The organism is Microlunatus soli (assembly GCF_900105385.1).
GTDB lineage: Bacteria > Actinomycetota > Actinomycetes > Propionibacteriales > Propionibacteriaceae > Microlunatus > Microlunatus soli.
The window spans coordinates 6215954-6238419 of sequence record NZ_LT629772.1 but is presented as its reverse complement, the minus strand read 5'-3'; the positions used below and the strand labels follow the sequence as shown (position 1 = coordinate 6238419).

The window sequence follows — 22466 nt, the reverse complement described above, 5'->3', positions numbered from 1 at the left end:
TGTCGGGTCAGTCTTCGGCGGCCGTGATCAGGTCGGCGTCGACGTCGTCGTGGGCCGTCTCGCGGGCCAGCAGCACAGCGACGAGCGCGATCACGGCGGCGACCATCACGTAGACCGCCACCGGCCAGGATCCGCCGAACCGACCGACCAGCCAGATGCAGAGCGCCGGCGCGATCGCACCCGACGGCAACACGCCGAGTTGATAGACCACCGACATGCCGGTGTAACGCACCCGGGCCGGGAACAGCTCGGCGAAGAACGCCGCCTCCGGACCGAACATCGTGCAGGCGCCGAGCGCCCAGCCGACGATGATCGCCACCCAGATCAAGATCATCATCTTGCTGTCGAAGAGTGCGAACACCGGAAAGGCGGTGACCAACGCGATCAGCGCGCCGAGACCGAAGACCGGCCGTCGGCCGATCCGGTCCGAGAGCCGGCCGGTCGCCGGGATGATCACGAAGCCGAGCACCGAAGCGATCAGCAGCCCGTTCAGGGCGTACGACTTCGGTAGTCCGAGGATCGTCGTGGTGTAGGTCAGGATGAATGCGTTGTAGACGTTGAAGGTGATGCTCTCACTGAATCGGGCGCCGGCACCGATCAGGATCTGCTTCGGGTAGTAGCGCAGCACGTCCAGCAGCGGCACTCGGGCCCGCTGATCGGTGGCGACCAGCGCGCTGAAGCTGGCCGGTTCGGCGACCCGGAGCCGCAGGAACAGGCCGAGCAGCACCAGCACCGCGCTGAACAGGAACGGGATCCGCCAGGTCCAGGCGACCAGTGCACCGTCCCCGCCGAGGGAGACCAGGTTGACTGCGACGGTGGACAGTAACAGACCGAGCGGGACACCGGTCTGCGGCCAGCTGCTCATCCGGCCGCGCCGGCCGGCTGGTGCGTGCTCGAAGGTGAGAATCGCCGCTCCGCCCCACTCGCCGCCGAGCCCGATCCCCTGCAGCATCCGCAGGATCAGCAACAGCACCGGCGCGGCAGTGCCGATCGCGGCATAGGTCGGCAGCACACCCATCAGGAAGGACGATCCGCCCATGATCAACATGGTCAGGATCAAGATCTTCTTCCGCCCGAGCCGGTCACCGAAGTGACCGAAGATCAAACCGCCGATCGGCCGGGTGATGAATCCGGCGGCAAACGTGGCGAAGGCGATCAGGCTGCCGATCAGCGGATCGAACTCGGGGAAGAACTCCTTGTTGAACACCAGCGCGGCCATGGTCGCGTACAGGAAGAAGTCGTACCACTCGATGACCGAGCCGATCACGCTCGCGACCACCGCATTGCGAGCCGTCCGATCACGCATGCCGGCCGACCGCAGCCCCGCTTCTCGGCCGCGTTGCTCCAGCTCTTGTCCGTGCTGTTCGGTCATCGCACCCTTCTCCGGGTTCCGGCCACGTCGCCTGTCCCATTTGACGGGACACTGTCCCGTTTCAGAGCCCGATGCTGTCACGACTCCGACGGATGATCAAGAGGGACGCCGTCAGGGAGTCAGCACGATCCGCCCGAACACCGTGCCGCCGTCCATCCTGTGGTGCGCGTCGGCGGCTCGGTCCAGTGGCAGCACATCCTGCACGACGGAGGTCAGCTCGCCGACCGCAGCAGCGTCGAACTGCTGGGCCCGGACCCGGCCGACCTCGGAGGCCGGGATCGTGTTCAGGCTGAAGGTCGCCACCGATCGGGACTGCTGGAACGCCCCGACGCCGACCAGCCTCGTCCCGAAGTCAGCCGGCGGCAGCCCGGCAACGGCACCCGCGATCACCAAGCGGCCGTTCGGGGCGAGCCGATCGACAAAGTCAGGCACCTGCGGTCCGCCGACGATGTCGATGATCACGTCGAATCCGGTCGCCGCATCCGCACCTCGCGCCGCAGCACCGCTACGATCCAGCAGCTGTGTCGCCCCGAGTTTCCGCAACCGGTCGCCGCGCTCCGGCGACGACGTGGTGACCGCGACCACCGAGGCGCCGGCCCGAGCAGCCAGCTGCACCGTCGCCACGCCGATGCTGCCGGCAGCCCCTCGGACCAGGACCGACTCCCCGGCACGGAAGTGGCCATGGGCCAGCGCGAACTGCGCGACCGGACCCGAACTGCCGAGCGTGACCGCATCGATCGCGGACAGCCCGTCGGGGAGCACCGTGATGTCCTCGATCCGAGCCACCGCCTGCTCGACGTAGCCACCGCCGGTGCCGGTGAAGGCCCAGACCCGTCGATCGACCCAGCCTCGGTCGACACCGGGACCGACGGCGGTCACCCGACCGGCCACCTCACTGCCCGGCACCAATCCTTCGGTGAAGCCGTAGCCGGAGAGGATCCCGCGACGGATCACCGCATCGACACCACCGACCCCGATCGCTTCGACCTCGATGATCACCTGTCCGCCGGCCGGCACCGGCGTCGGCACCTCGGTGAGCACCATCCCGTTCGGATCGCCGAACCGTTCGATCACGACTGCTCGCACCATCGTCCCCATTTCGTCCTCCGACCCGCCGCCGATCGGCGGGTACGCTGGTGAACGTAACGGACGCCCCCGTCCGTTTCTGCGAAGTGAGAGACGATGACCGACCAGGTGACTCAGAAGCTGCGCGTCGATGCCCGGGAGAACCGCGATCGCGTGGTCGAGGCGGCACGGGAGTTGTTCGCCGAGCGCGGCATCGACGTGACCATGCGCGCCATCGCCCGCCGCGCCGGGGTCGGGCCCGCGACGCTGTATCGCCGGTTCCCGGCCAAGCAGCAGCTGGTCGACGAGGCCTTCGCCGACGAGATGCGGGCCTGCCGCGGAATCGTCGAGGAGGGCTGCGACGATCTCGATCCGTGGCGCGGGTTCTGTTCCATCATCGAGCGCATCACCGTGCTGAACGCCCGTAATCAGGGCTTCGTGGACGCGTTCCTGGCGGCCGACCCCGAGGTCGACGGGTTGGCCGCTCACCGCCGCTTGCTGCTCGGGCAACTAGCCGAGTTGGCCGAGCGGGCGCAACGTTCCGGCGGGCTACGCCGGGACTTCGTGATCGAGGATCTGCTGGTCGTGCTGCTGACCGGCCGGGCGCTGTCGGCGACGCCGCGGCAGGATCGGGAGTCGACGGCTCGACGGTTCGCCGCGCTCGCCATCGACGCCTTCCGCGCATCGGCCGACCATGGCGAACTACCGTCCGCCGGACTGACCCGTCGCCGGGCCGGCTGACGACGCCGGCGATGGCGGCCCCAGGGCAGCGGTCGCAGGACGCGGCGAGGAATCAGAGCACCAGGTCCCAGTGTTGTCCGACCAGGTCGTGACCGAAGCTGTGATGGCGGTCCTCCTGGCGGAGCTCGAAGCCGAATCCTTGGTAGATCCGTCGCGCCGCGGTCAACACACTGTTGGTCCAGAGTGTCACCGACCGGTAGCCGGCCCGACGGGCGAACTGCAGGCAGGTCCGGACCAGGAGCGTCCCGATCCGATGCCCGCGGGCGTCCGGCGTGACCAGCAGAATCCGGAGCTTTGCCACCATCGGATCGTCCGAACCGACCAGGAAGATCGATCCGACCCGCCGACCGTCGAGTTCGGCGATCCAGCCGGCCTCTCGATCCGGATCATGATCGGCAGCGAAATCGGCAACCACCCGCGCCACCAGGGCTTCGAAGTCGGCGTTCCAGTCGAACTGGCGGTGGTAGGCCTCGCCGTGGGCCATCACCACCCAGCCGAGATCACCCGGCTGATCGGCTGGTCGGATCCGCACCGTGCGTCCGGCATCTTGCAGCGTCATGAGTCATCCCTCGTTCCGGGCGTCGTCCACGCCGGGGCTACTGACACAACTGTTTCAGTAGCCTACTCTGGCGGGATGTCTTCGGCTCCTGCACCCTCGGCCCGGCAGAGCGAGCTGCTCGACGCCGCCTATCGCTACACGCTTCGGCACGGACTGGCGGATCTGTCGCTGCGTCCACTGGCAACGGCGATCGGATCGAGCCCACGCGTACTGATGTTCCTGTTCGGCAACAAGGACGGGTTGGTCCGCGCGTTACTGGCCCGGGCGCGAGCCGACGAACGGGAGTTGCTCGAGCGGATCGACCGGCTCGCTGACCGATCGGCCGGGATCGGCCCCACCGCCGAAGCGATCTGGGACTGGCTTGCCGACGATGACCATCGTCCGTTGCTGCGGCTGTGGACCGAGGCCTATGCACGATCACTGATCGAGCCGGACGGCCCCTGGGGCGGCTTCGCGGCCGAGACGGTGACCGACTGGTTGGACATCCTGGCGGCCCGGCAGAGCGAGGAACACCGGCACAGCACCGCAGGAGCCGCCGAACGCAGCGCCGTGTTGGCGGTCCTGCGTGGCGCACTGCTCGACCTGTTGGCCACCGGCGACACAAGCCGCAGCACGGCCGCGGTTCGTCATCAACTCGACAGGTTGTGACCGGCGGATCGGCACACCGGAGCCCGCCCGGGGCTCATCCCAACCCCCGGGAGATCTCGGTCGCTGCCGCCGTGAGTACGGCGCGCGCCCGTTCGATCCGCTCGTCGTCCAGTCTCGGCGTCGGCCCACTCACCGACAGCGCTGCGGCGACCCGGCCGGCCGGGTCCAGGATCGGTACGGCGACGGAGCTGACGTTCTCGATGGTCTCGTTCCGGGCGACCGCGTAGCCGTCCCGGCGGGCGGCCTGCAGAAGTTCCGACCGATCATCGACGTCGACCGCTCGGAACACGGCCGCCCGGTACGACTCGTCGGCGAGCACCTCGGACAGCTCGTCGGAGGTCAGCCCGAGCAGCAGGATCCGGCCGCTGGCCCCGGACCAGAGCGGATACTGCCGCCCGAGTTCGGAGGCGAACCGGAGCGGCTGCAGACTCTGCGCCTCGTCGATGAACACCCGGGAATCGCCGACCCGGACCGACAGCCCGACGGTCTCCCCCAGCTGATCGCGAGCTCGCAGCAGTTGCGGCCGAGCCAGCGACACCAGATCCAATCCGCGTCGATAGCCCAGGCCGATCAACAACGCCTGTGGCCCGATCCGATAGGTCTGGGTGGCAGCGTCCTGGATCACCATTCCGGACTCGGCCAACGTACTCAGCAAGCGTTGGACGGTACTTCGCGGCAGGCCGATCTGCGTACTCAGCTGCCGGGCGCTGGCCCCGTCTGCGATCCGCCGCAACGCCTGCAGGACGACAATCGCCTTGGCGACGGCATTCTTGGCCTCCGGCTGCCCGGACCCCGATGCTTCCGCCATGCCGTGCTCCTGCCTCGCCCTCGTTCGGGCCCGTTCTTGGGTCGTCGTTTCCTGAGTCGCCTGGGCAGCCTACTGGCTGCCGTCGGCGTCCGGCTGTCGCCGGATCCGCTGTGCAGAACGCCAACCGCTGGGTGGATGATGATCACGTGAAGATCCTCCATCCCGCACACACCTCCCTTGATGCGTCCAACGTCGTCCTCGGCCTGATGCGAATCCCGTCCATGTCCGACGACGAGATCCGCGAGCTCGTCGGGGCCGCCCGCGACACCGGCATCAACTTCTTCGATCATGCCGACATCTACGGCGGCGATCATGCCTGCGAGCGTCGGTTCGGTGAGGCGATCAGCTTCTCCTCCGCCGACCGCGGGCAGGTCGTCATCCAGTCCAAGGTCGGCATCCGATCGGGCTTCTTCGACTTCTCCGCCGAGCACATCCTGTCCTCCGTGGAAGAGTCGCTGACCGCGCTGCGGACCGACTACCTCGATGTCCTGCTGCTGCACCGGCCGGACAGCCTGGTCGAACCCGACGAGGTGGCCTCGGCGTTCCAGAAGCTGGCCGATGATGGAAAGGTCCGGCATTTCGGCGTCTCCAACCACACTCCGGGTCAGATCGAACTGTTGAAGCGATCGGTCCGGCAGCCGTTGGCGTTCAACCAGGTGCAACTCAGCATCACCCACGCGCCGCTGTTCGCCGCCGGCATCGCGGCCAACATGGCCGGCCTGGAGCAGTCGGTCTCCCGGGACAACGGACTGCTGGACTACAGCCGGCTGAACGACATCACGCTGCAGGCCTGGTCGCCGTTCCAGAAGGGCTTCTTCGACGGCGTCTTCCTCGGTGACCGGGAGCACTACGCCGAGCTCAACACCTGCCTGGACGAGCTGGCGACCAAGTACGACGTCACCCCGACCGGGATCGCGGTCGCCTGGATCACCCGGCACCCGGCCGACATCCAGGTCGTGCTCGGCACCACCAAGCCCGAACGGGTCCGCGAGTCCGCCGCCGGCTCCGAGGTCCCGCTGACCCGCGAGGAGTGGTACCGGCTCTTCACCGCCGCCGGTCACACCCTCCCCTGATCAGCCCCCTGAGCCTGTCGAGGACCCTGAGCCTGTCGAAGCATCTGTCTCAGCCAACGCAAGATCACGGTCCTTCGACAAGCTCAGGGCCCTTGCTGGCCTCACGATTCCGGTCCGGACCAGATGCCGAGCAGGTGCTCGACGTGCCGTGCGATCAGCCCGGTGGCCGGGGCGCCGGGTTGGACCAGCACTCGGTAGAGCACCGGGCCGACCAACTCGGCGGCCGCCGTTCGGCCGTCCGGGACGCCGGGCAGGCTGTCCCGGAGGCGGTCGAGGACAACGGCGGCACTCTCCCCCAGCGGATCCCGTTCGCCGACCAGTCGGGCCACCTCGGGGTCGTTCTGCGCCTCGCCCAACAACGACCGATAGGCCAGGCCGGCGGGTGAAACGGTGAGGAAGCGTTCGACCAACTCGAGGAAGCTGACCAACTCGGCCGCCGAACTACCCCGCGGCGGTGCGATCAGTTCGTCCTCGGCGTCATGCAGCGAGGCCTCCATCAGGATCTCCGCCTTGTTGTTCCACCACCGGTAGACGGTCTGCCGGCCGACCCCGGCGCGTTCGGCGATGCCCTTCATGGTCAGCGCCGCATAGCCCTGCTCGACCAGCATGTCGTCGACGGCCTGCAAGACGGCGACCCGGGCGCGCTCACTGCGGGGTCGGCCGATCCGTTCGGCTGATCTGCCGTCACTCATGTCACACATAATAACGAGTCACAGTGTCTCGTTTTAATGCTAGGTTGATGGCTGCCATGACCGATGCACCTGCCAGCGCCCGCCCGCGCCGCTTCGTCGCCCTCCGGAACAAGCATTCCCGGCCGTATCTCTTCACCGCCGGGTTGTCGATGATGGGCGACAACAACGAACACGTGATCACCTACTGGGTGCTGTGGCAGGAGTTCCATTCGGCCGCTCTCGTCGGCTTCCAGGTGATCAGCCACTGGTTGCCGTTCCTGCTCTTCTCGGTCTGGTTCGGCACCCTGGCGGAGAAGTACGACTGTCGCAAGCTGATCCAGATCTCCCAGGGTCTGTTCATGTTCGTCTCGATCATGTGGGGCGTGCTGTTCCTGACAGACTCGCTGCAGATGTGGCAGGCCTGCATCCTGTTGGTGCTGCACGGGATGGCCGGAGCCATGTGGGGGCCGGCCGAGCAGTTGATGTTGCACGACTTCGTCGAACGCAAGGACCTGCCCAGCGCAGTCCGGCTGAATGCGACCTTCCGCAGCCTCGGCGTGCTCTTCGGCCCGGCGGTCGGCTCTGCGTTGCTACTCGGGCTCGGGCCGGCCTGGGGCATCCTGGCCAACGTCGTCTTCTACCTGCCGATGACGCTGTTGATGATCAGGATCCCGTACACCGGTCATACCCGGGACGGTGGCGTCGATCGGCCCAAGATCACCCTGCTGGACTCGGTCCGGGTGCTGCGTGATGTGCGTGCCAACCGGTTGTTGGTGAGCATGATCATCCTGGCCGGACTGGCGGCGATCACGATCGGCGGTTCACTGAATGCTGCGATGCCGATCTTCGCCGGGATCCTCGGCGCCGGGACGGCCGGGACGGCGTACGGGGTGCTGCTGTTCGCCAACGGTGCCGGCGGGGTGATCGGCGGCTTCCTGCTCGAGGTGACCGGCGCGATCAAGCCCAACCTGACCTGGGCGGTGATCGGCAGCGCCGCCTTCGGTGCGACCACCCTGGTGTTCGCCACCACGCACTTCTACCCGTTGGCGTTGATCATGTTGGTGATCGGCGGAGTGGCCAACATGGCGTCGATGTCGATCAGTCAGAGCATCGTCCAATTGGAGGCCCCGCCGGGCGATCGCGGCCGGGTGTTCGGTGTCTTCGGGATGTTCGGCAGTGGATTGCGGACCGCAGGCGGCATCACCCTGAGCGGCCTGGGTACGTTGATCGGCACGCCGCCGGCGATCGCGCTCTGTGCGGCGATCTTCATCGTCGGCGCGGTCGGCGCCGGCAGCTATGCCCGCAGTGGTGGCCGCCGGCCGGCGGCGACCGGCTAGCCGCCAGGTCACTGCACGGTCGGGTCCTGCAGCTGGCCGATGAACAGCGGGATCCGGCGGGCCGTCTCGAAGATCACGAACAGGAACGGCCGGTCGAAGATCACCGTCCGCGCCTCCCGGGGGATGACGGCGGCCCGAGCCGCGACGGCGACGCCGGTGGCCGCCGCCGCTTCCGCACCTTGTTCGTCGACCGCGACGAACGCCTCGTGGATCACGTCGCTGATCACCAGTGGCCCGTCGGCGATGCCGCCGAAGTCGGCCGCGCCCTGGTCGAAGGCGGCCGTCACACCGAGTCCCTGCAAGGTCGGGGTCAGCTCTCGTCGGGTCCGGAACCGCCACCGGGGCAGGGTGAGTTCGACCGGCTCGTTGTCGAATCCGTCGAGCAATCCGGCCAGCAGCTCGCCGTCCATCGATCTGACGAGCCGTGGCAGCGTACGGTCCGGCTCGGGCAGCAGCAGCGCCATCGCCATCCCGCCGGTGAACGGCAGTCGGATCGCCTGCCAGTCTTCAGTCCGGCGATAGCCGACCGGGTCGAATCGCTGATGCATCATCGGCGCCTCGACGACGACGCCGTCGGACCGGGTGAACGGCTCCGGCCGGGTCTGCCCGAGGAACGGCTGCCGCCAGTTGCCCTTGAAGTAGGCGGCGTTGACCAACACCAGCCGGGTCAGCTCGTCCAGCATCGAGGCGTCGAGCAGTTCGGTGATCTTGCCGCGGGTCCGCTCGCCGACCCAGCTGTTGATCGCAGCCGCGGACCCCGTCGGATCGGCACCGAAGTCCGCCTGCCGTGGCTCGGCACTCATGTCGTCGGCCAGCGTTCGCAGGTAGTCCTTGTCGATCATGAACCCGTCCTGGACCCACAGGGCGTTGGCCAGCGCGACGATCGGATTGCGCGCCGAGTCCGCCGGGGCGAGTTGCCGCTCCGCCGCTCCCAGCAGTGCTACCGCGGCGTCCGGGTCGGGCACGCCGAGCAGGGTGCACAGTTCGTCGGCCGTACGGCCCCGGGCACCGCACAGCGCCATCGTCAGCGCGGCGGCGACCGAATAGGGCGAGGTCAGCACGTTGTCGGCGGAGTCGCCGACGGCGCGATGCAGTGCGGCACTGAAATCGGTCAGCGCTCGGAACTCGATCGGTCGGTCGGCCTCTGCCATGACGCCAGCGTAGTGGCAGCCTGCGGGTCCGGACCGTCGGCGCGTGCCACCCGCCGGCCTGCCAACGCCAGCAGCAGCACCATGCCGGCGGCGACCACTCCGCGGGCGGTGTACAGCACCGACGCGGGTCTGCCCTCGGGGTTGACCAGGAACGCGACCCCGGCATAGACCAACAGCACCGCCGCTGCAACGGCGAGCACCTGGGCCCGACCCCAGCCCTGCCTGCTCGCGATCTCGGCCAGCCCGAGACCGAGGACGACCAGGATCGCGCAGCGGGCCACGAAACCGAACCAGCCCGCGACGTCGTCCAGCAGAACGAATCCGGTCGCCAGAATCGCCACCGCTACGCCGGTCAGCAGCGGGTCCAGAATCGGACCGGGCCGGACCGAGCGGCCGCGGATCCGGAACGCGGCGACGATCGCGAACAGCACCGCGATCGCAACGCCGATCAGTTGCATCGGGTGCGCGACGAATCCGGCCTTGACGACCAGTTCGTTGTAGTAGAAGAGTGCCCCTGCCAGGTAGCTCACCGAGATCACCACCAGGCCCGGGAATCCCAACCATGGTTGGGCTGCGCGGCGAGGAACCAATGACTCGACGACGGCGATCGGTGCGCCGAAGCTCCAGATGATGTGGCCGACGACGAAGGTCAGCAGCTGTCCGGCGTCGACGTCGATCACCGGGATCAGGGTCGACATCGCACCGGTCCCGAAGCCGTCATGATTGAACAAGGACTGGTCGACCAGCCCCGCCTGGATCAGTCCTGCGGCCGTGGCCAACAGCAGCATCGTCGGCCAGCCGCGCCTGGTCCGGCGGGTGATCTCGCGGATGATCACCGCCGGAGCCCCGTAGAGCGGCAGCACCATCAGCACGGCGACCAGCATCCCGACGGGATTGGTGATCACCCCCTGATAGCCGACCAGATACTCCGCGCAGAACGGCGACAGCAGCATCAGACCCACCACCGGAATCCATCGCCGCCACCACGCCTGCCGGACGGTGTTGATCATGATTCGATATTAGCAGAGCAGTGGCTCTATTATTGAGCCCGATGCGTACCGTCAACCCGGAAGTCCATGCCGCCCGGCGGGCGGAGATCGTCGCCGCTGCCGCGATCGAGTTCGCCGCCAACGGCGTTGAGGGCACCAGCACCGCTGCCGTCTGCCGTCGAGCAGGGATCGGATCCGGCACACTGTTCCACTACTTCGGCACCAAGCAGGAACTGTTCCGGGCGATCTTCGCCGACGACCTGCCCCGGATCACCGAGCTCAGTGCGGCCGCCACGGCCGAGGCCGATCCGGATGCCGGGGTGCAGATGATCACCGATCACCTGATCGCCGAGGTCGCCGACCCGCTGTCCCCCGGTCTGACATCGGCGGCCCTGCTCCAGGTCAACCGGGACCCGCAATTGGCAGCCGTACTGACCGAGACCGACGACCTGATCCGACGGGCGCTGACCGCACTGCTGCGGCGTTCGGCCCGCAAGCCGGGGCGGTCACTGCCGTTCCGTCCCGCCCCCACGGCCCGTTGGATCCAGTCGGTCATCGACGCCGCTCATCTGTCCGAGTCGAGCAACCGGCGTCGTACCACCTCCGAGCTGCGCACGATCGTCGGCTGGTTGACCGGCCACCATCCGCTCTGATCGACAGCGGTGCGCCGTTCAGATCAGCAGCGCGATGATCAACCCGAGCACGGCCAGCAGCGGCAGCGTGCCCTGTTTGATCGCCGAGCTGCGCAGCCTCGGCGAGGACACGAACAGTACGAGCGCGGCAGCGGTCATCGACCCGGTGCCGGCCAGGCAGAGCGCCACCCCGGCTTCCGGCTGGCCACCGATCACCAGCCCGACGCCGATCAGTGCGATGATCCCCAGGAACAGGTTGTAGAAGCCCTGGTTGAACGCGCCCCAGACCCGCCACGAGCATGATCGTTTCCCTTCGCCGGACGGCCGTCGTCTTCGGTCGAATCCGACCGGACGGACGCAACAATAGGCGAGGATGGACCCATGATCAGTTCATCCCGGCCAACCATGTATCGGGCCCGTGATCTCGGTGTCGCCCCCGGTGATCTTGCTCCCGGCCCGCTGAACGCGATCACCGACGTGCCCGGGGTCCTCGTCGGGCAGGTCACGCTGATCGAGGGCGCCGCCGTCCGGACCGGGGTGACGGCGGTGCTTCCGCACGGCGGCAACCTGTTCGCCGACAAGGTCGCCGGCGCCGTCCATGTCGGCAACGGTTTCGGCAAGACCGCCGGCGCGATCCAGGTCAACGAACTCGGCTGCATCGAGACACCGATCGTGTTGACCAATACGTTGAGCGTCGCCGCGGGCATCGACGGCATCCTGGACTGGACGTTGGCCCAGCCGGGCAACGAGGAAGCGGTGTCGATCAACGCCATCGTCGGCGAGACCAACGACAGCACGCTGAACGACATCCGCGGCCGACACGTCACGGCCCAGCACGTCGTCCGGGCTATCCGGGAGGCAACCGGCGGACCCGTCGCCGAGGGGTCGGTCGGCGCCGGCACCGGGACGGTCGCGTTCGGCTGGAAGGCCGGCATCGGCACCTCGTCCCGGATCGTCGACGGACACACCCTCGGCGTCCTGGTGCAGACCAACTACGGCGGTTCGCTGCGGATCGACGGTGTGCCGATCGCTCCCGAACTGGTCCCGGAGCACGACGATCGGCGGACCGAGTCCGGAGATGGTTCCTGCATGATCATCGTCGGCACCGATGCACCGGTCGACACCCGGACCTTGGACCGGATCGGCGCCCGGGCGATCTTTGCGATGGCCCGCACCGGATCGTCCTACAGCAACGGCAGCGGCGACATCGCGATCGCCTTTGCCACCGGTCGTGACCGCACCGACCGACCGATCCCCGCAGGACCAGGCACAGCTGCACAGCAAGGCTCCGATCCGTCACCGCTGTTCCGGGCCACTCTGGACGCCACCGAGGAGGCGATCTACAACTCCTTGTTCGCGGCCACCACGATCACCGGTTCCGGCGGCACCACCAGGCGCCCGATCGCGGTGCAGTCGGTACGGGAGCTGCTCGCCCGGAACCGCTGACCCTGGCCACTCCCGGGCCCCGGTACAAGGCAGCTGGGTGACCGCCGAAGTTCACTTCCACGGCCCCTGGCGACGGTTCTAGCTGGCCTGGCGATCGTCTATTCTCCGTTGCAAGTCGAGGGGGTCCGGGAGTGGTACTCGAATTTCAGCTGCTCGGCACGATGTTGATCAACGGCGAGCCCGCTCGAAGCGTGCTGCCGGGGACCCGCGCCCAGCAACTGCTCGCCACCCTGCTGCAGCATCCGAACCGGTACGTCGCCTTCGACACGATCGCCGACAACCTCTGGGACGAACGCCCACCCAAATCGGCTGCGGCCAATCTGCGTAACCACGTCGGAGCGGTGCGACGGGCGATCGCCGCCACCGGATTGCGATCCCGGGTGGAGACCCGCAACGGTGGCTATCAGATCGCGATCAGTCCGCAGTTGTTGGACACCAGCCGGGTGGACGAATTGCTGGCCGAAGCCCGCCATCTGGTGTCGGTGCAGCAACCACAGGACGCCTTGCCGTTGATCAACGAGGCATTGGCGCTGTGGCGAGGATCGCCGTTCGAGGATCTGCCGATCTGCTCGGCCTGGGCTCCACAGATCGCGCGCTGGGAGCTGCTGCACACCGAATGCCTGGATCTGGCCGTACGGCTGAACCTCGAATTCGGCGATCCGTGGCAGGCTGCGGGGCTGGTTCGCGGTCGGCTGGACACCGACCCCTATGACGAGACCGCCTGGTGCCAGTTGGTGCGCTGCTGCCTGGCCGGCGGCATGGTCTCCCAGGCCGTCCAGTCACTGGCCGATGCCCGGCAGCTGCTGGCCGATGATCTGGGGACCGAACCCGGGCCCGAGTTGCAGGAGCTGGAACGCCAGGTCCGCGACGATCCCACCGAATCCGGCCTGACCGTCGTCCCGATGCTCACCGGCGGGCACGAGCGGCGGGCCGATTCGCCTGCTCAGCTGCCCCAGGACGTTGCCGACTTCAGCGGTCGCGACGACCAGCTGGCCGAGACCGTCGCGCTGTTCAACCGTCGGCCCGAGGACCGGCCGGCGGTGTTGATCGTCACCGGCCCACCCGGAGTCGGCAAGACGGCGTTCGTGACGCACGCGGCGCACCAGCTCCGCCAGGCCTATCCCGACGGGCAGATCTACCTCGACCTGCGTGGCACCAGTACACCGCTGTCGCCGGCGTTCGCGGTGACCGAGGTGCTCGCGGCGTTGGGCATCAGTAACCCGTCGGCGGAGTTGGGGCGGGCGGCGGCGTTGCTGCGGTCGGAACTGGCGAACCGGCGGCTGCTGGTGGTGGTCGACGACGCCGGCAGTGCCGAACAACTGACACCCCTGCTGCCCGGGACCGGCGATTCCGCGGTACTGGTCAGTTCGCGCCGGCGGCTGACCGAGGTGACCGGCGCCGAGCTGCTCGACCTCGACGTGCTCAGCATCGACGACGCAGCCGAGATGGTCGGTCGGGTGGCCGGGATCGCCGAGCCGTCCGAGCGGCTGCTGCTGGCGGATGCGTGCGGTTGCCATCCGTTGGCGATCCGGATCGCCGGTGGCCGGCTGGTCCGCCGTCCCGACCTGAGCGTACGGGCATTGGCGCGGCGGCTGTCCGATCCGAGTCGGGCGCTGAACGAGCTCACCCTCGGCGAGATCGCGTTCTCCTCCACCGCGCAGCTGAGCTGTTCGACCCTCGGTGCTGCCGCGGCACGCGGGTTTCGGACGCTGGGCACCCTGGAGGTCGGCGAGTTCAGCGGGCTGACTGTCGATGTCGCAGCCGGTGACGACGGCGCGGAGGCGTTGCTGGAACAGAATCTGCTGCGGGTCGACCGATCGCCCGACGGCCGGGTCAGCTATCTGATGCATGACCTGTTGCGTTTCCACGCCCGCCGGTGGGCCGACGAGATCGGTGAGGACGTCGGCGGCAACGTCCGGGCGATGCTGACCAGTTGGCTCGGGGTCAGCGGTCTGGCTGCCGCCGCCCTGCCATCCAGCTACTTCGGGCCGCAGCCCGACCTGCCGCCACCCGACGTCGACGCCGGGACGCTGGCCGAGATCCGCGCCGCGCCGGACGCCTGGTACGACGGTGAACGCCGCCGGCTGGATGCGATGGTCGCCTCGGCGCTTCGACACGACTGCGCCGATCTGGCCTCGCGGCTGATCCTGGCCTGGTCTCCGTACTTCGATCTGCGCGGCCACACCAGTGCCTGGATCTCCGGACTCGAACAGGTGCTGGCCCCGACCCGGGCCGCCGGCGACGACTTCGGCCTCGGTTGCATCCTGCGCGACATCGGCCAGGTGGCGTTGTATCGCGATGCTCCCGATGAGGCGGCCGATGCGCTGGCGGAGAGTCTGCAACGGTTCGTCGCCGTACGGGAGTGGGTCGGCGCCGGTTTCGCCTCGATCGGCCTGGTGGTCGCCGACGAGATGCGCGGTACGGTCACCGATCGGACCCGGCGGCGCTGCGGCGAGGCCCTGGACTGGTTCACCCGCGCCGACCATCCGGCCGGCATCGCCGCCGCGCACAACGCCTTGGCGCTGGTGCATCTGGCTCGCGGAGAGTACGACCGGGCGATGCCGGTGCTGGAGCGGGCCACCGCCGCTGCGGCCGCGTCCGGAGACCGCCACCGGCAGGCCCAGGTGCTGCGACGGTACGCCGAGGTGCATGCCCGCCGCGGCGAGATCGCTGCCGGTGAGCGCAAACTCGAGTCGGCGTTGCGGATCTTCCTGGACCTCGGCGACCACCGCTGCGCCGGCTACGCCAGTACCCGGCTCGGACGGTTGAAGCTGGCCAGCGGCGACGACACCGGTGCCCGGCGACAGTTCCGGGAGGCGTTGGCCGCCGGTCGCCGGTTGGCCGATCCGGCCGCTCAGGCCGAGGCCTGGTCGGCGATGGCCGAGGCGGTTCAGGCGGATTCGCAGGCTCAGGCGGTGGGCTGCCTGCAACGCAGCATCCGGGCCTGGCAGGTCGCCGATCAGCAGGCGAAGGCGGCCGCGGTTGCGGATCGGCTCGCGCAGCTGCGGGCATCGGGACACCAAGTCGTACCGGGGCTCGCTCCGGGCTGACTGGATGTGCGGGCTGATGTGCAGGTCGTGTGCGGCCGACCGGGATGCTGATGCGATGACAGTCCAGGATCGGCAGGGCAGACCCTCGCAGGGCACACCTCCGCAGCGGCCGACCCCGCGCTCGGTCGACGAAGCTCTGCACTGGCAGAAGGGCCGGATCGGCAGTGCCGCCTGGGAGGGATGGACGTGGAAGTTCCAGCGGCTCGCGTACGGGTTCGTCCGCGACGACCGGTGGAACACGGCCGACGAAGCGTTCGCCTGGTTCTGCGACAACGGGTCTGTCCGGACCGGCGTGGCAGCGCGCGGTGCGCTGATCTGGTTTGCCGGCGAGCGCGGCGTCCTGGTGCGATGCTGCCTGGGTGACGGCCGGGTGATCGGTCCGGGGGTGGCCGATGTCGTGGGGCTGCTGACCGTGGATGATCAGGATCCCCCGCTCGGTTGGACCGAGCCGATCTTCCCGTTCGCCCGGTGAGTGCGAGCAACGTCCACGGTCCGGATCGGGAGACACGAACGGGGTGTCGATCATGATCGACACCCCGTCACCACTGTCGGGCTGGCGGGACTTGAACCCGCGACCCCCGGTCCCCCAGACCGGTACGCTACCAACTGCGCTACAGCCCGATCGGGCCCTTCGGCCCGAGGAGGAACACTACTACAGCCGACCGGCTGATCCACTACCGGGCGGCCGCGCCGGCCGGGTCCGAGGACAGGCACCACACTCACGCCATCAGACCGGCAGTTCGAGCCTGCGCCGGGCAAGATCGATCCGCCCTGGACCCCGCGCGAAACTCGGACACTCGTCCACTTTTCCGGCACGCACTGGGGGCACGCCGTACGAAATCGCCACCTGTGTCCAGAATTCCCCGAGCGTCGATCGGCTACACGGGACGGCGGCAGCAGGTGCCCCGGTCGGTTGCTCTAGCCTGATCCTCCTGACGTAGCTGCATGCAGTTCGTTGCTGCACACCGAGCAGCCGACAACCACGGGAGACGACATGCCGATGACCGCCCTGCTCGACGTGCACTTCGCTGCCGACCATCTGGTCGACGGGCCGGCGCTGTTCACCGAGATCCTCAAGGACACGCGGAGCTTCGCAGGTTGCCTGCGCGCCGATCTGCTCGCCGACATCGCCGATCCGGCGCACTACGTCGCCTACGAGCTCTGGGAGTCCGAGGAGCACGATCTCGCCTACCGTGCATGGCGAAAGGGCGACGGGGCGACGAACCTGCGCGACGTGCTGGACAGTGACCCGGTGCTCACGAGGTTCGAGACCGCCGCGCAGTGATCAGGACGACGAACCTCCCGGCCGGACTGTCGGAGCCGGCTGGGACCATCGGCCGATGTACCAGTGGGAGACCAGCGTCGTCCTGATCCGCAACGATCAGGACGAGGTCCTGCTGGTCGGACAGAACTACGGCCTGCGGTTCTTCGGACTTCCCGGCGGGAAGATCGAGAGCGACGAAGATCCTGCGGACGCGGCGGTCCGGGAACTCCGCGAAGAGACCGGCCTGACCACGGCGACGGTCACACCGATCGGCAGCTACGAACTGCTGTATCCCCGGTCGGGTGCCCGCTATCGAGCGCACGCATTCCGAGCCGACGAGATCTGGGGTGAGCCGACGATCGATCATCCCGACGAGATCTCCTCGATCGGCTGGTATCGGGCCGACCGGCTACCCGAGCCGCTGACGCCGTCGGCCCGCGCCGTGCTGTCACCCGACGCCCCTGACGTCGGCCTCGTGCAGCGTCACCGACGGGCTCGGTGATCAGGACTTCTTGCGCTTCTCTCGCGGCCGGATCGACAGATGGATCGGGCTGCCGTGGAAGCCGAACTCCTCACGCAGCCGACGTTCGACGAACCGGACGTAGCTGGGATCCAGCTTGCCGGTGGTGAACAGGATGAAGGTCGGCGGCGCCGACGCGGCCTGGGTGCCGAACAGGATCCTTGACTGCTTGCCGCCACGAACCGGATGCGGGTGGGCGGCGACCAGCCGGCCGAGGAAGGCGTTCAGCTTCCCTGTCGAGACGCGGGTTTCCCAACCCTGCAAGGCATCCTCGATGGCCTCGCCGAGTCGGTCGACGTGCCGGCCGGTCAGCGCGGACATGTTCACCGCACCGGCCCAGCCGAACTGCACCAGATCCCGTTCGACCTCGCGGGTCAGATAACGCCGCCGTTCCTCGTCGGTCAGGTCCCACTTGTTGAACGCGATCAGCAGCGCCCGCCCGGACTCCTCCACATTTGTCAGGATCCTGACGTCTTGTTCGGTGAGCGGCTCGCTGGCGTCGATCACCGCGATGCAGACCTCGGCCCGTTCGATCGCACCCTGGGTGCGCAGGCTGGCGTAGTACTCATGCCCCTGCGCCTCCTTCACCTTCCGCCGGATGCCGGCGGTGTCGATGAAGTTGTAGAGCGTCCCGTCCACCTCGACCAGCTCGTCGACCGGGTCCACGGTGGTGCCGGACGCGTTGTCCACCACCGAACGGTTGCCGCCGGCCAGTTTGTTCAGCAGGCTGGACTTGCCGACGTTCGGCTTGCCGACGATCGCGACCCGACGCGGCCCGCCCTCGGCGACGGCCTCCTTCGGCGCCTCCGGCAGGATATCCAGGATGGCATCCAGCAGGTCACCGCTGCCCCGGCCGGTCAGCGCCGACACCGGATGCGGCTCGCCGAGTCCCAGATTCCACATCGCGGCGGCCTCGGCCTCGGCCCGCTGGTCGTCCACCTTGTTCGCCACCAGCAGCACCGGCTTCTTGCTGCGGCGGAGCACCCGGACCACGGCTTCGTCGTCGTCGAGGATGCCGACATTCGTGTCGACGACGAAGACCACCGCGTCGGCGGCCCCGATCGCCAGCTCGGCCTGTTCGGCGATCTGGGCTGCCATCCCCTGCGCGTCCGGTGCCCAGCCGCCGGTGTCGACGACGACGAACTGCCGGCCGTTCCAGATCGCGTCGTAGGAGACCCGGTCCCGGGTCACGCCCGGCGTGTCCTGGACGACGGCGGCGCGGCGGCCGATCAGCCGGTTCACCAGGGTCGACTTGCCGACGTTCGGCCGGCCGACCACGGCGACCACCGGCGGTGGCGCGACGGTGGTCCCGTCGACATCACCGAGCCCGAATTCGATGCTGCCGGACTCGACTGATTCGGTCATTGTTCACCCGTACTTGACAGTGGTTGCGGTGGCTCGTCGTGCTCAGGGCGTGACGCGGCGCGCCGACCGTCACCCGGTACGGCGCGCCCCTTCGTGCCTGATGCGGCGGCATGCCGATTCTTGCCTGATGCGGCGGCCTGCCGACGAGCGCGGAAAGCGAGAAGTCTACGCGCCGGTTTCGGGATCCGCGGGATCGGCGGTCCGGGCAGCCGCATCCCGGTCAGTTCCTCGGAGGCGACGATGTGGTCGGCCAGCCGCCGGCGGATCCGCTCGGTCCACTCCGCAACGGCGAGCTTGGTCCGCGGCCACGGCACCAGCGGCACCTGCATCGGAGCGCCGTACGCGATGTGCAGCGGCGAACGATAGCCCGGCACGTGACCGGTGGTCTTGCCCGGACCGCGGGTCCCGAGCAGCGCCACCGGCACCACGGGTGCGCCGGTCACCATCGCCAGATACGCCGCACCGCGCTCGGCCATCGCGACGTCGCCTCCGGTCCGCTTGCCTTCGGGGAAGACCGCCAGGACTCCGCCGGTCCGCAGCAGATGGATCGCCCGGGTCACACCCCGCAGGTCGGCCCGGCGCCGGTCGATGGAGATCTGCCCGACGTATTGCAGCAAGGTGCCGAGCGGCCCGGAGAACAATTCGACCTTGGCGAGTGCGAAGGTCGGCTGCGGGTGGGCGATGACCAGCAGCGGTCCGTCCAGCACACCGAGGTGGTTGGCGACCAGGATCATCGGTCCGCGCGGCGGCAACTGTTCCCGGCCATGGATGCTGATGCTCCAGAACCGGTTGACCAGGGCGCGCGCCGGCCCGCGCAGCGACTTGAACATCCAGTCCCGTCGCCGCGGCAGTTGCTCGGTATGCGGAAGATCGGCAAACGTGTCCAACGTCACGTTCGTGATTGTCCTACTCCAGCGGCGCGCCCGGCGGAGACGCTCCGATCGGCTTGGTCGTCGATCAGGCCGACGATCTGATCGACCACCTCGTCCAGACTCAGCTCGGTCGAGTCGACCACCCGAACGCCGGGTGCGGCGTCATGGAACTCCGCGACCGTCGAGTCGTCCCGATCCCGGCGGATCACCTGATCGTGCACCTCGTGATCGGCGACGGTTTCGCCGAGTTCGTTCTTGCGGCGCGCGACCCGGGCCTGCGGGTCGGCGACCAGCAGCACCCGGACCTGGGCGTCGGGGGCGACCACGGTGGTGATGTCCCGGCCCTCGACCACGATCCCGGGGCGGGCCGCCGCGATGATCTGCCGCTGCTGGTCGATCAGCAGCCGCCGGACCTCCAGGTTGGTGGCGACGGTGCTGACCGCGGCGCTGATCCGCGGTTCCCGGATCGCCGCGGTCACATCGGTGCCGGCGACCGACACGGTCGGAGCCGCCGGGTCGGTGCCGACGCGCAGTTCGGTGCGAGCGACCAGGGCGGCGACCGCCGCCGGGTCGCTGCTGTCCACCGCCGAGTCCAGCACCAACCAGGTGGCGGCGCGATACATCGCGCCGGTGTCCAGGTAGGCGTACCCCTTCCGTTGCGCCACGCCTCGTGAGGTCGAGGACTTACCCGAACCACTGGGTCCGTCGACGGCGACTACGAAGCATTCATCGGTATCGGGCACGGGGCAAGATTACCGCCTGGAGCCGTGCCCGCCGACCGCCGACCGAACGCCGCCGCTGCTGCCAGCCGAGCGGCAGCCGATAGCGTTCGCTGGCATGGATCTTGACTTCTCCCTCAACGGCAGAACGGCGCTCGTCACCGGCGGCGCCTCCGGCATCGGCTGGGCGATCGCCCAGACGTTCAGCGCGAAGGGCGCGCAGGTCGCGATCGCCGATCTGAACTCGACCGGTGCCGCCGAGCGCGCTGCCGCTCTGCCGGGCCCGGCCCAGGGGTACGCGCTGGACGTCACCGCTCCGGAGTCGGTGACCCAGACCGTCGACCGGGTGATCGCCGACCACGGCCGGATCGATGTGCTGGTCAACTCGGCCGGCATCGGTCCGCTGGCACCGGCCGAGGACCTCGGCCTCGACGTCTGGGACCCGACGATCGCGGTCAACCTGCGCGGTACGTTCCTGGTCGCCCAGGCGGTCGGCCGGCAGATGTTGGAGCAGGGTGCCGGCAGCATCATCAATCTCGCCTCCCAGGCGGCCAGCGCGGCGCTGGATCAGCATGCCGCCTACTGCGCGAGCAAGGCCGGCGTCCTCGGCCTGACCAGGGTGCTCGCGTTGGAGTGGGGTGGCCGCGGCGTCCGCTGCAACGCGATCTCCCCTACCGTGGTGATGACCGAACTCGGCCGCTACGGCTGGGCCGGCGCCAAGGGCGATGCATTCAAGCAGCTGATCCCGACCGGCCGGTTCGCCGAACCCGACGAGATCGCCGCCGCGGCCCTCTTCCTGGCCTCGGACAACTCGCTGATGATCAACGGCGTCGATCTTCCGGTGGACGGCGGCTTCCTGGCCCGCTGAGGTTGCTCAGCAGTCGATCCGGGAGTAGCCGGTCAAGATCAACTGCACCCGCTGCCGGGACGGACCGACGTTGGTCAGTCGGACCGCGCCGGCATCACCGGGCTGGCTGTGGATCGCGATCCGTTGATCACCGCGCCGGAGATCGACCCGGCTCCCGGAGTGGCCGAGCCAGCTGTTCTTGCCGGCCAGATCGATGGCGCCGCGGCCGTCGGAGTCGCTGACCCGGACCGCCCAGGTCAGTGCGGTGATGCCGCGGATCGGCCCGGTGTATCGTCCGATCACCTGCGGGTAGACCCCTTGACGAGGCCGCAGGGTTCCCTTCCACACAACGGCATTGCGGCGATCGACCCAGTGCCGACGACACTGTCGATCCTGCACCGCGCGGCGCGCCGACCGCGGCTTGTTGGAGATGATCACCTCGGCCCCCAGAGCCTCGGCCTGGGCGACATCGGCGGCCTTGTCGACGGTCCACACGCTGGGGACCAGGCCCTTGGAACGGATGTAGCTGTTCAGCCAGCCGTAGTTTCCGCTGTAGTGGTAGGAGTAGTAGTCCAGTCCGAGATCGGCGGCCCGGCGGACCCCGGTGATCGACGGCGACGTCTCCAGGGCGGCCACCCGAAGATCATGATCAACAGCCTGGATGCTGCGGGCGACGTCGCGCCAGCCGAAGGACTGGATGATCACCGAGCGCTTGTTCCCGTAGCGGTCGACCAGCCGGGCCACCGCCGCGGCGTGTCGACGGGCCGCGGCAGTGCTGCTCCCCCACTCCTTGACTTCCAGTTGCAGCCCGGCCCGACGCCGTTCGGCATAGCGGAGCAGGTCGATCACCTGCACCAGCCGGCGACCGTTGCACCGAACCCGGGACGCCTGTTTCCAGGACAGGCCGGTGACGGTCCGGCCGCCGTACGGGGAACAGCCGTCGGCCAGTCGTTGATCATGATGGACGACGGCCGTCCCGTCGGTGAGCAGCTGGGCGTCGGCCTCGAGTTGGAAACCGTCGGCGGCGGCCCGTTCGAACGCCGCCATCGACTGCCTCGGATAGACCTCGCCCCCACCGCGATGGGCGGCGATCACCGTCGCCGATGCGATCGGCGCGGCCGTGGCCAGCAGCACCGTGGCGAACATCACGTTGATCAAGATCTTGATCGTGGAGCGCATGCCAGGAGCCCAGCGCGGCCAGCTGAACCGCGGACCGGCAGCTGAGCCGATGTCGGTGCCGATCCGGTGAACGACGGTGCCGGTTGGTGACCAACCGGCAGTGCGCGTTCACCCGCTGCTGCCGGACCCGCAACCCCTGAGCCACCGTCCGGAAACCG

Annotated in this window: 23 protein-coding genes and 1 tRNA gene; 11 read left to right on the top strand and 13 right to left on the bottom strand. The window is 68.6% G+C overall.

Annotated features, from left to right (window positions below; translation table 11 throughout):
• Nucleotides 1-7: 7 nt before the first annotated feature.
• Entirely contained in the window at nucleotides 8-1372 is a 1365-nt protein-coding gene (locus BLU38_RS28585) for an MFS transporter (RefSeq protein WP_091530355.1), read from the bottom strand.
• A gap of 111 nt (nucleotides 1373-1483) precedes the next feature.
• Nucleotides 1484-2461 carry a zinc-binding dehydrogenase gene (locus BLU38_RS28580; protein WP_197679911.1) on the bottom strand — a complete coding sequence of 326 codons (978 nt, stop codon included), beginning with the start codon at nucleotides 2459-2461 and terminating at the stop codon, nucleotides 1484-1486.
• Nucleotides 2462-2554: 93 nt separating this feature from the next.
• Between BLU38_RS28580 and BLU38_RS28575 the strand changes: the two genes are divergently transcribed.
• Complete coding sequence (locus BLU38_RS28575) at nucleotides 2555-3178, top strand: TetR/AcrR family transcriptional regulator (RefSeq protein ID WP_172836245.1); 624 nt, start codon at nucleotides 2555-2557, stop codon at nucleotides 3176-3178.
• 52 nt (nucleotides 3179-3230) lie between these two features.
• Here BLU38_RS28575 and BLU38_RS28570 read toward each other — a convergent pair whose 3' ends face one another.
• Complete coding sequence (locus tag BLU38_RS28570) at nucleotides 3231-3737, bottom strand: GNAT family N-acetyltransferase (protein ID WP_091530352.1); 507 nt, start codon at nucleotides 3735-3737, stop codon at nucleotides 3231-3233.
• Between the two features lie 75 nt (nucleotides 3738-3812).
• Here BLU38_RS28570 and BLU38_RS28565 point away from each other — a divergent pair, with 75 nt between their 5' ends.
• Nucleotides 3813-4385, top strand: a complete 573-nt coding sequence (locus BLU38_RS28565) for a TetR/AcrR family transcriptional regulator (protein WP_091530349.1) — start codon at nucleotides 3813-3815, stop codon at nucleotides 4383-4385.
• 34 nt (nucleotides 4386-4419) lie between these two features.
• Here BLU38_RS28565 and BLU38_RS28560 read toward each other — a convergent pair whose 3' ends face one another.
• Complete coding sequence (locus BLU38_RS28560; protein ID WP_091530346.1) at nucleotides 4420-5193, bottom strand: IclR family transcriptional regulator; 774 nt, start codon at nucleotides 5191-5193, stop codon at nucleotides 4420-4422.
• 110 nt (nucleotides 5194-5303) lie between these two features.
• On the opposite strand from BLU38_RS28560, the gene BLU38_RS28555 reads away from it, so the two are divergent.
• Nucleotides 5304-6266 (top strand): aldo/keto reductase, encoded by a 963-nt coding sequence (locus BLU38_RS28555; protein WP_197679910.1) that lies wholly within the window; start codon nucleotides 5304-5306, stop codon nucleotides 6264-6266.
• A gap of 101 nt (nucleotides 6267-6367) precedes the next feature.
• Here BLU38_RS28555 and BLU38_RS28550 read toward each other — a convergent pair whose 3' ends face one another.
• Nucleotides 6368-6958 (bottom strand): TetR/AcrR family transcriptional regulator, encoded by a 591-nt coding sequence (locus BLU38_RS28550; protein ID WP_091530343.1) that lies wholly within the window; start codon nucleotides 6956-6958, stop codon nucleotides 6368-6370.
• A 56-nt stretch (nucleotides 6959-7014) separates the two neighbouring features.
• On the opposite strand from BLU38_RS28550, the gene BLU38_RS28545 reads away from it, so the two are divergent.
• Nucleotides 7015-8274, top strand: a complete 1260-nt coding sequence (locus tag BLU38_RS28545) for an MFS transporter (protein WP_231920079.1) — start codon at nucleotides 7015-7017, stop codon at nucleotides 8272-8274.
• Between the two features lie 8 nt (nucleotides 8275-8282).
• On the opposite strand, the gene BLU38_RS28540 is transcribed toward BLU38_RS28545, so the two are convergent.
• Complete coding sequence (locus tag BLU38_RS28540) at nucleotides 8283-9425, bottom strand: serpin family protein (protein ID WP_157683795.1); 1143 nt, start codon at nucleotides 9423-9425, stop codon at nucleotides 8283-8285.
• Nucleotides 9386-10435 (bottom strand): hypothetical protein, encoded by a 1050-nt coding sequence (locus tag BLU38_RS31105; RefSeq protein WP_157683793.1) that lies wholly within the window; start codon nucleotides 10433-10435, stop codon nucleotides 9386-9388. Before BLU38_RS31105 ends, BLU38_RS28540 begins: the two co-directional genes overlap by 40 nt.
• Nucleotides 10436-10476: 41 nt before the next feature.
• Between BLU38_RS31105 and BLU38_RS28535 the strand changes: the two genes are divergently transcribed.
• Nucleotides 10477-11067, top strand: a complete 591-nt coding sequence (locus BLU38_RS28535; RefSeq protein WP_091530331.1) for a TetR/AcrR family transcriptional regulator — start codon at nucleotides 10477-10479, stop codon at nucleotides 11065-11067.
• An 18-nt stretch (nucleotides 11068-11085) separates the two neighbouring features.
• Here BLU38_RS28535 and BLU38_RS32150 read toward each other — a convergent pair whose 3' ends face one another.
• A complete protein-coding gene (locus BLU38_RS32150) occupies nucleotides 11086-11421 on the bottom strand; it encodes a DUF1304 family protein (RefSeq protein ID WP_091530328.1) in 336 nt (111 codons plus the stop codon).
• A gap of 6 nt (nucleotides 11422-11427) precedes the next feature.
• Between BLU38_RS32150 and BLU38_RS28525 the strand changes: the two genes are divergently transcribed.
• The 3 genes from BLU38_RS28525 (at nucleotide 11428) to BLU38_RS28515 (ending at nucleotide 16014) form a co-directional block, all read left to right on the top strand.
• The gene (locus BLU38_RS28525) at nucleotides 11428-12492 is read left to right on the top strand and encodes a P1 family peptidase (RefSeq protein ID WP_091530324.1); all 1065 of its coding nucleotides are present in this window, start codon (nucleotides 11428-11430) and stop codon (nucleotides 12490-12492) included.
• Between the two features lie 131 nt (nucleotides 12493-12623).
• Nucleotides 12624-15542 carry an AfsR/SARP family transcriptional regulator gene (locus BLU38_RS28520; RefSeq protein WP_091530320.1) on the top strand — a complete coding sequence of 973 codons (2919 nt, stop codon included), beginning with the start codon at nucleotides 12624-12626 and terminating at the stop codon, nucleotides 15540-15542.
• 55 nt (nucleotides 15543-15597) lie between these two features.
• Nucleotides 15598-16014 carry a hypothetical protein gene (locus tag BLU38_RS28515; protein WP_157683791.1) on the top strand — a complete coding sequence of 139 codons (417 nt, stop codon included), beginning with the start codon at nucleotides 15598-15600 and terminating at the stop codon, nucleotides 16012-16014.
• 76 nt (nucleotides 16015-16090) lie between these two features.
• Here BLU38_RS28515 and BLU38_RS28510 read toward each other — a convergent pair.
• Nucleotides 16091-16163 (bottom strand) — tRNA-Pro (locus tag BLU38_RS28510).
• Nucleotides 16164-16536: 373 nt separating this feature from the next.
• Here BLU38_RS28510 and BLU38_RS28505 point away from each other — a divergent pair.
• On the top strand, nucleotides 16537-16827 hold the full coding sequence (locus BLU38_RS28505; protein ID WP_091530312.1) for a putative quinol monooxygenase: 291 nt from the start codon (nucleotides 16537-16539) through the stop codon (nucleotides 16825-16827).
• A gap of 55 nt (nucleotides 16828-16882) precedes the next feature.
• Nucleotides 16883-17308: an NUDIX hydrolase gene (locus BLU38_RS28500; protein WP_091530308.1), complete on the top strand. Its 426-nt coding sequence runs from the start codon at nucleotides 16883-16885 to the stop codon at nucleotides 17306-17308.
• Here the strand turns inward: BLU38_RS28500 and der are convergent, their stop codons facing one another.
• The 3 genes from der to cmk are packed head-to-tail and all read right to left on the bottom strand — an operon-like array spanning nucleotide 17309 to nucleotide 20306.
• Nucleotides 17309-18691 carry a ribosome biogenesis GTPase Der gene (der, locus tag BLU38_RS28495; RefSeq protein ID WP_091530305.1) on the bottom strand — a complete coding sequence of 461 codons (1383 nt, stop codon included), beginning with the start codon at nucleotides 18689-18691 and terminating at the stop codon, nucleotides 17309-17311.
• On the bottom strand, nucleotides 18688-19584 hold the full coding sequence (locus BLU38_RS28490; protein WP_091530302.1) for a lysophospholipid acyltransferase family protein: 897 nt from the start codon (nucleotides 19582-19584) through the stop codon (nucleotides 18688-18690). The genes der and BLU38_RS28490 overlap by 4 nt, the downstream gene beginning before the upstream one ends.
• On the bottom strand, nucleotides 19581-20306 hold the full coding sequence (cmk, locus tag BLU38_RS28485) for a (d)CMP kinase (protein WP_091530298.1): 726 nt from the start codon (nucleotides 20304-20306) through the stop codon (nucleotides 19581-19583). Before cmk ends, BLU38_RS28490 begins: the two co-directional genes overlap by 4 nt.
• Before the next feature lie 94 nt (nucleotides 20307-20400).
• Here cmk and BLU38_RS28480 point away from each other — a divergent pair, with 94 nt between their 5' ends.
• Nucleotides 20401-21150: a GolD/DthD family dehydrogenase gene (locus BLU38_RS28480; protein WP_091530294.1), complete on the top strand. Its 750-nt coding sequence runs from the start codon at nucleotides 20401-20403 to the stop codon at nucleotides 21148-21150.
• A 6-nt stretch (nucleotides 21151-21156) separates the two neighbouring features.
• On the opposite strand, the gene BLU38_RS28475 is transcribed toward BLU38_RS28480, so the two are convergent.
• Entirely contained in the window at nucleotides 21157-22308 is a 1152-nt protein-coding gene (locus BLU38_RS28475; RefSeq protein WP_091530291.1) for a glycerophosphodiester phosphodiesterase family protein, read from the bottom strand.
• Nucleotides 22309-22466: the final 158 nt, after the last annotated feature.

Bases quoted from the DNA above. Each gene is read 5' to 3' on its own strand.
- BLU38_RS28585 (WP_091530355.1), bottom strand. From the start codon at position 1,372: ATGACCGAACAGCACGGACAAGAGCTGGAGCAACGCGGCCGAGAAGCG.
- BLU38_RS28580 (WP_197679911.1), bottom strand. From the start codon at position 2,461: ATGGTGCGAGCAGTCGTGATCGAACGGTTCGGCGATCCGAACGGGATG.
- BLU38_RS28575 (WP_172836245.1), top strand. From the start codon at position 2,555: ATGACCGACCAGGTGACTCAGAAGCTGCGCGTCGATGCCCGGGAGAAC.
- BLU38_RS28570 (WP_091530352.1), bottom strand. From the start codon at position 3,737: ATGACGCTGCAAGATGCCGGACGCACGGTGCGGATCCGACCAGCCGAT.
- BLU38_RS28565 (WP_091530349.1), top strand. From the start codon at position 3,813: ATGTCTTCGGCTCCTGCACCCTCGGCCCGGCAGAGCGAGCTGCTCGAC.
- BLU38_RS28560 (WP_091530346.1), bottom strand. From the start codon at position 5,193: ATGGCGGAAGCATCGGGGTCCGGGCAGCCGGAGGCCAAGAATGCCGTC.
- BLU38_RS28550 (WP_091530343.1), bottom strand. From the start codon at position 6,958: ATGAGTGACGGCAGATCAGCCGAACGGATCGGCCGACCCCGCAGTGAG.
- BLU38_RS28545 (WP_231920079.1), top strand. From the start codon at position 7,015: ATGACCGATGCACCTGCCAGCGCCCGCCCGCGCCGCTTCGTCGCCCTC.
- BLU38_RS28540 (WP_157683795.1), bottom strand. From the start codon at position 9,425: ATGGCAGAGGCCGACCGACCGATCGAGTTCCGAGCGCTGACCGATTTC.
- BLU38_RS31105 (WP_157683793.1), bottom strand. From the start codon at position 10,435: ATGATCAACACCGTCCGGCAGGCGTGGTGGCGGCGATGGATTCCGGTG.
- BLU38_RS28535 (WP_091530331.1), top strand. From the start codon at position 10,477: ATGCGTACCGTCAACCCGGAAGTCCATGCCGCCCGGCGGGCGGAGATC.
- BLU38_RS28525 (WP_091530324.1), top strand. From the start codon at position 11,428: ATGATCAGTTCATCCCGGCCAACCATGTATCGGGCCCGTGATCTCGGT.
- BLU38_RS28515 (WP_157683791.1), top strand. From the start codon at position 15,598: ATGACAGTCCAGGATCGGCAGGGCAGACCCTCGCAGGGCACACCTCCG.
- BLU38_RS28505 (WP_091530312.1), top strand. From the start codon at position 16,537: ATGCCGATGACCGCCCTGCTCGACGTGCACTTCGCTGCCGACCATCTG.
- BLU38_RS28500 (WP_091530308.1), top strand. From the start codon at position 16,883: ATGTACCAGTGGGAGACCAGCGTCGTCCTGATCCGCAACGATCAGGAC.
- der (WP_091530305.1), bottom strand. From the start codon at position 18,691: ATGACCGAATCAGTCGAGTCCGGCAGCATCGAATTCGGGCTCGGTGAT.
- BLU38_RS28480 (WP_091530294.1), top strand. From the start codon at position 20,401: ATGGATCTTGACTTCTCCCTCAACGGCAGAACGGCGCTCGTCACCGGC.
- BLU38_RS28475 (WP_091530291.1), bottom strand. From the start codon at position 22,308: ATGCGCTCCACGATCAAGATCTTGATCAACGTGATGTTCGCCACGGTG.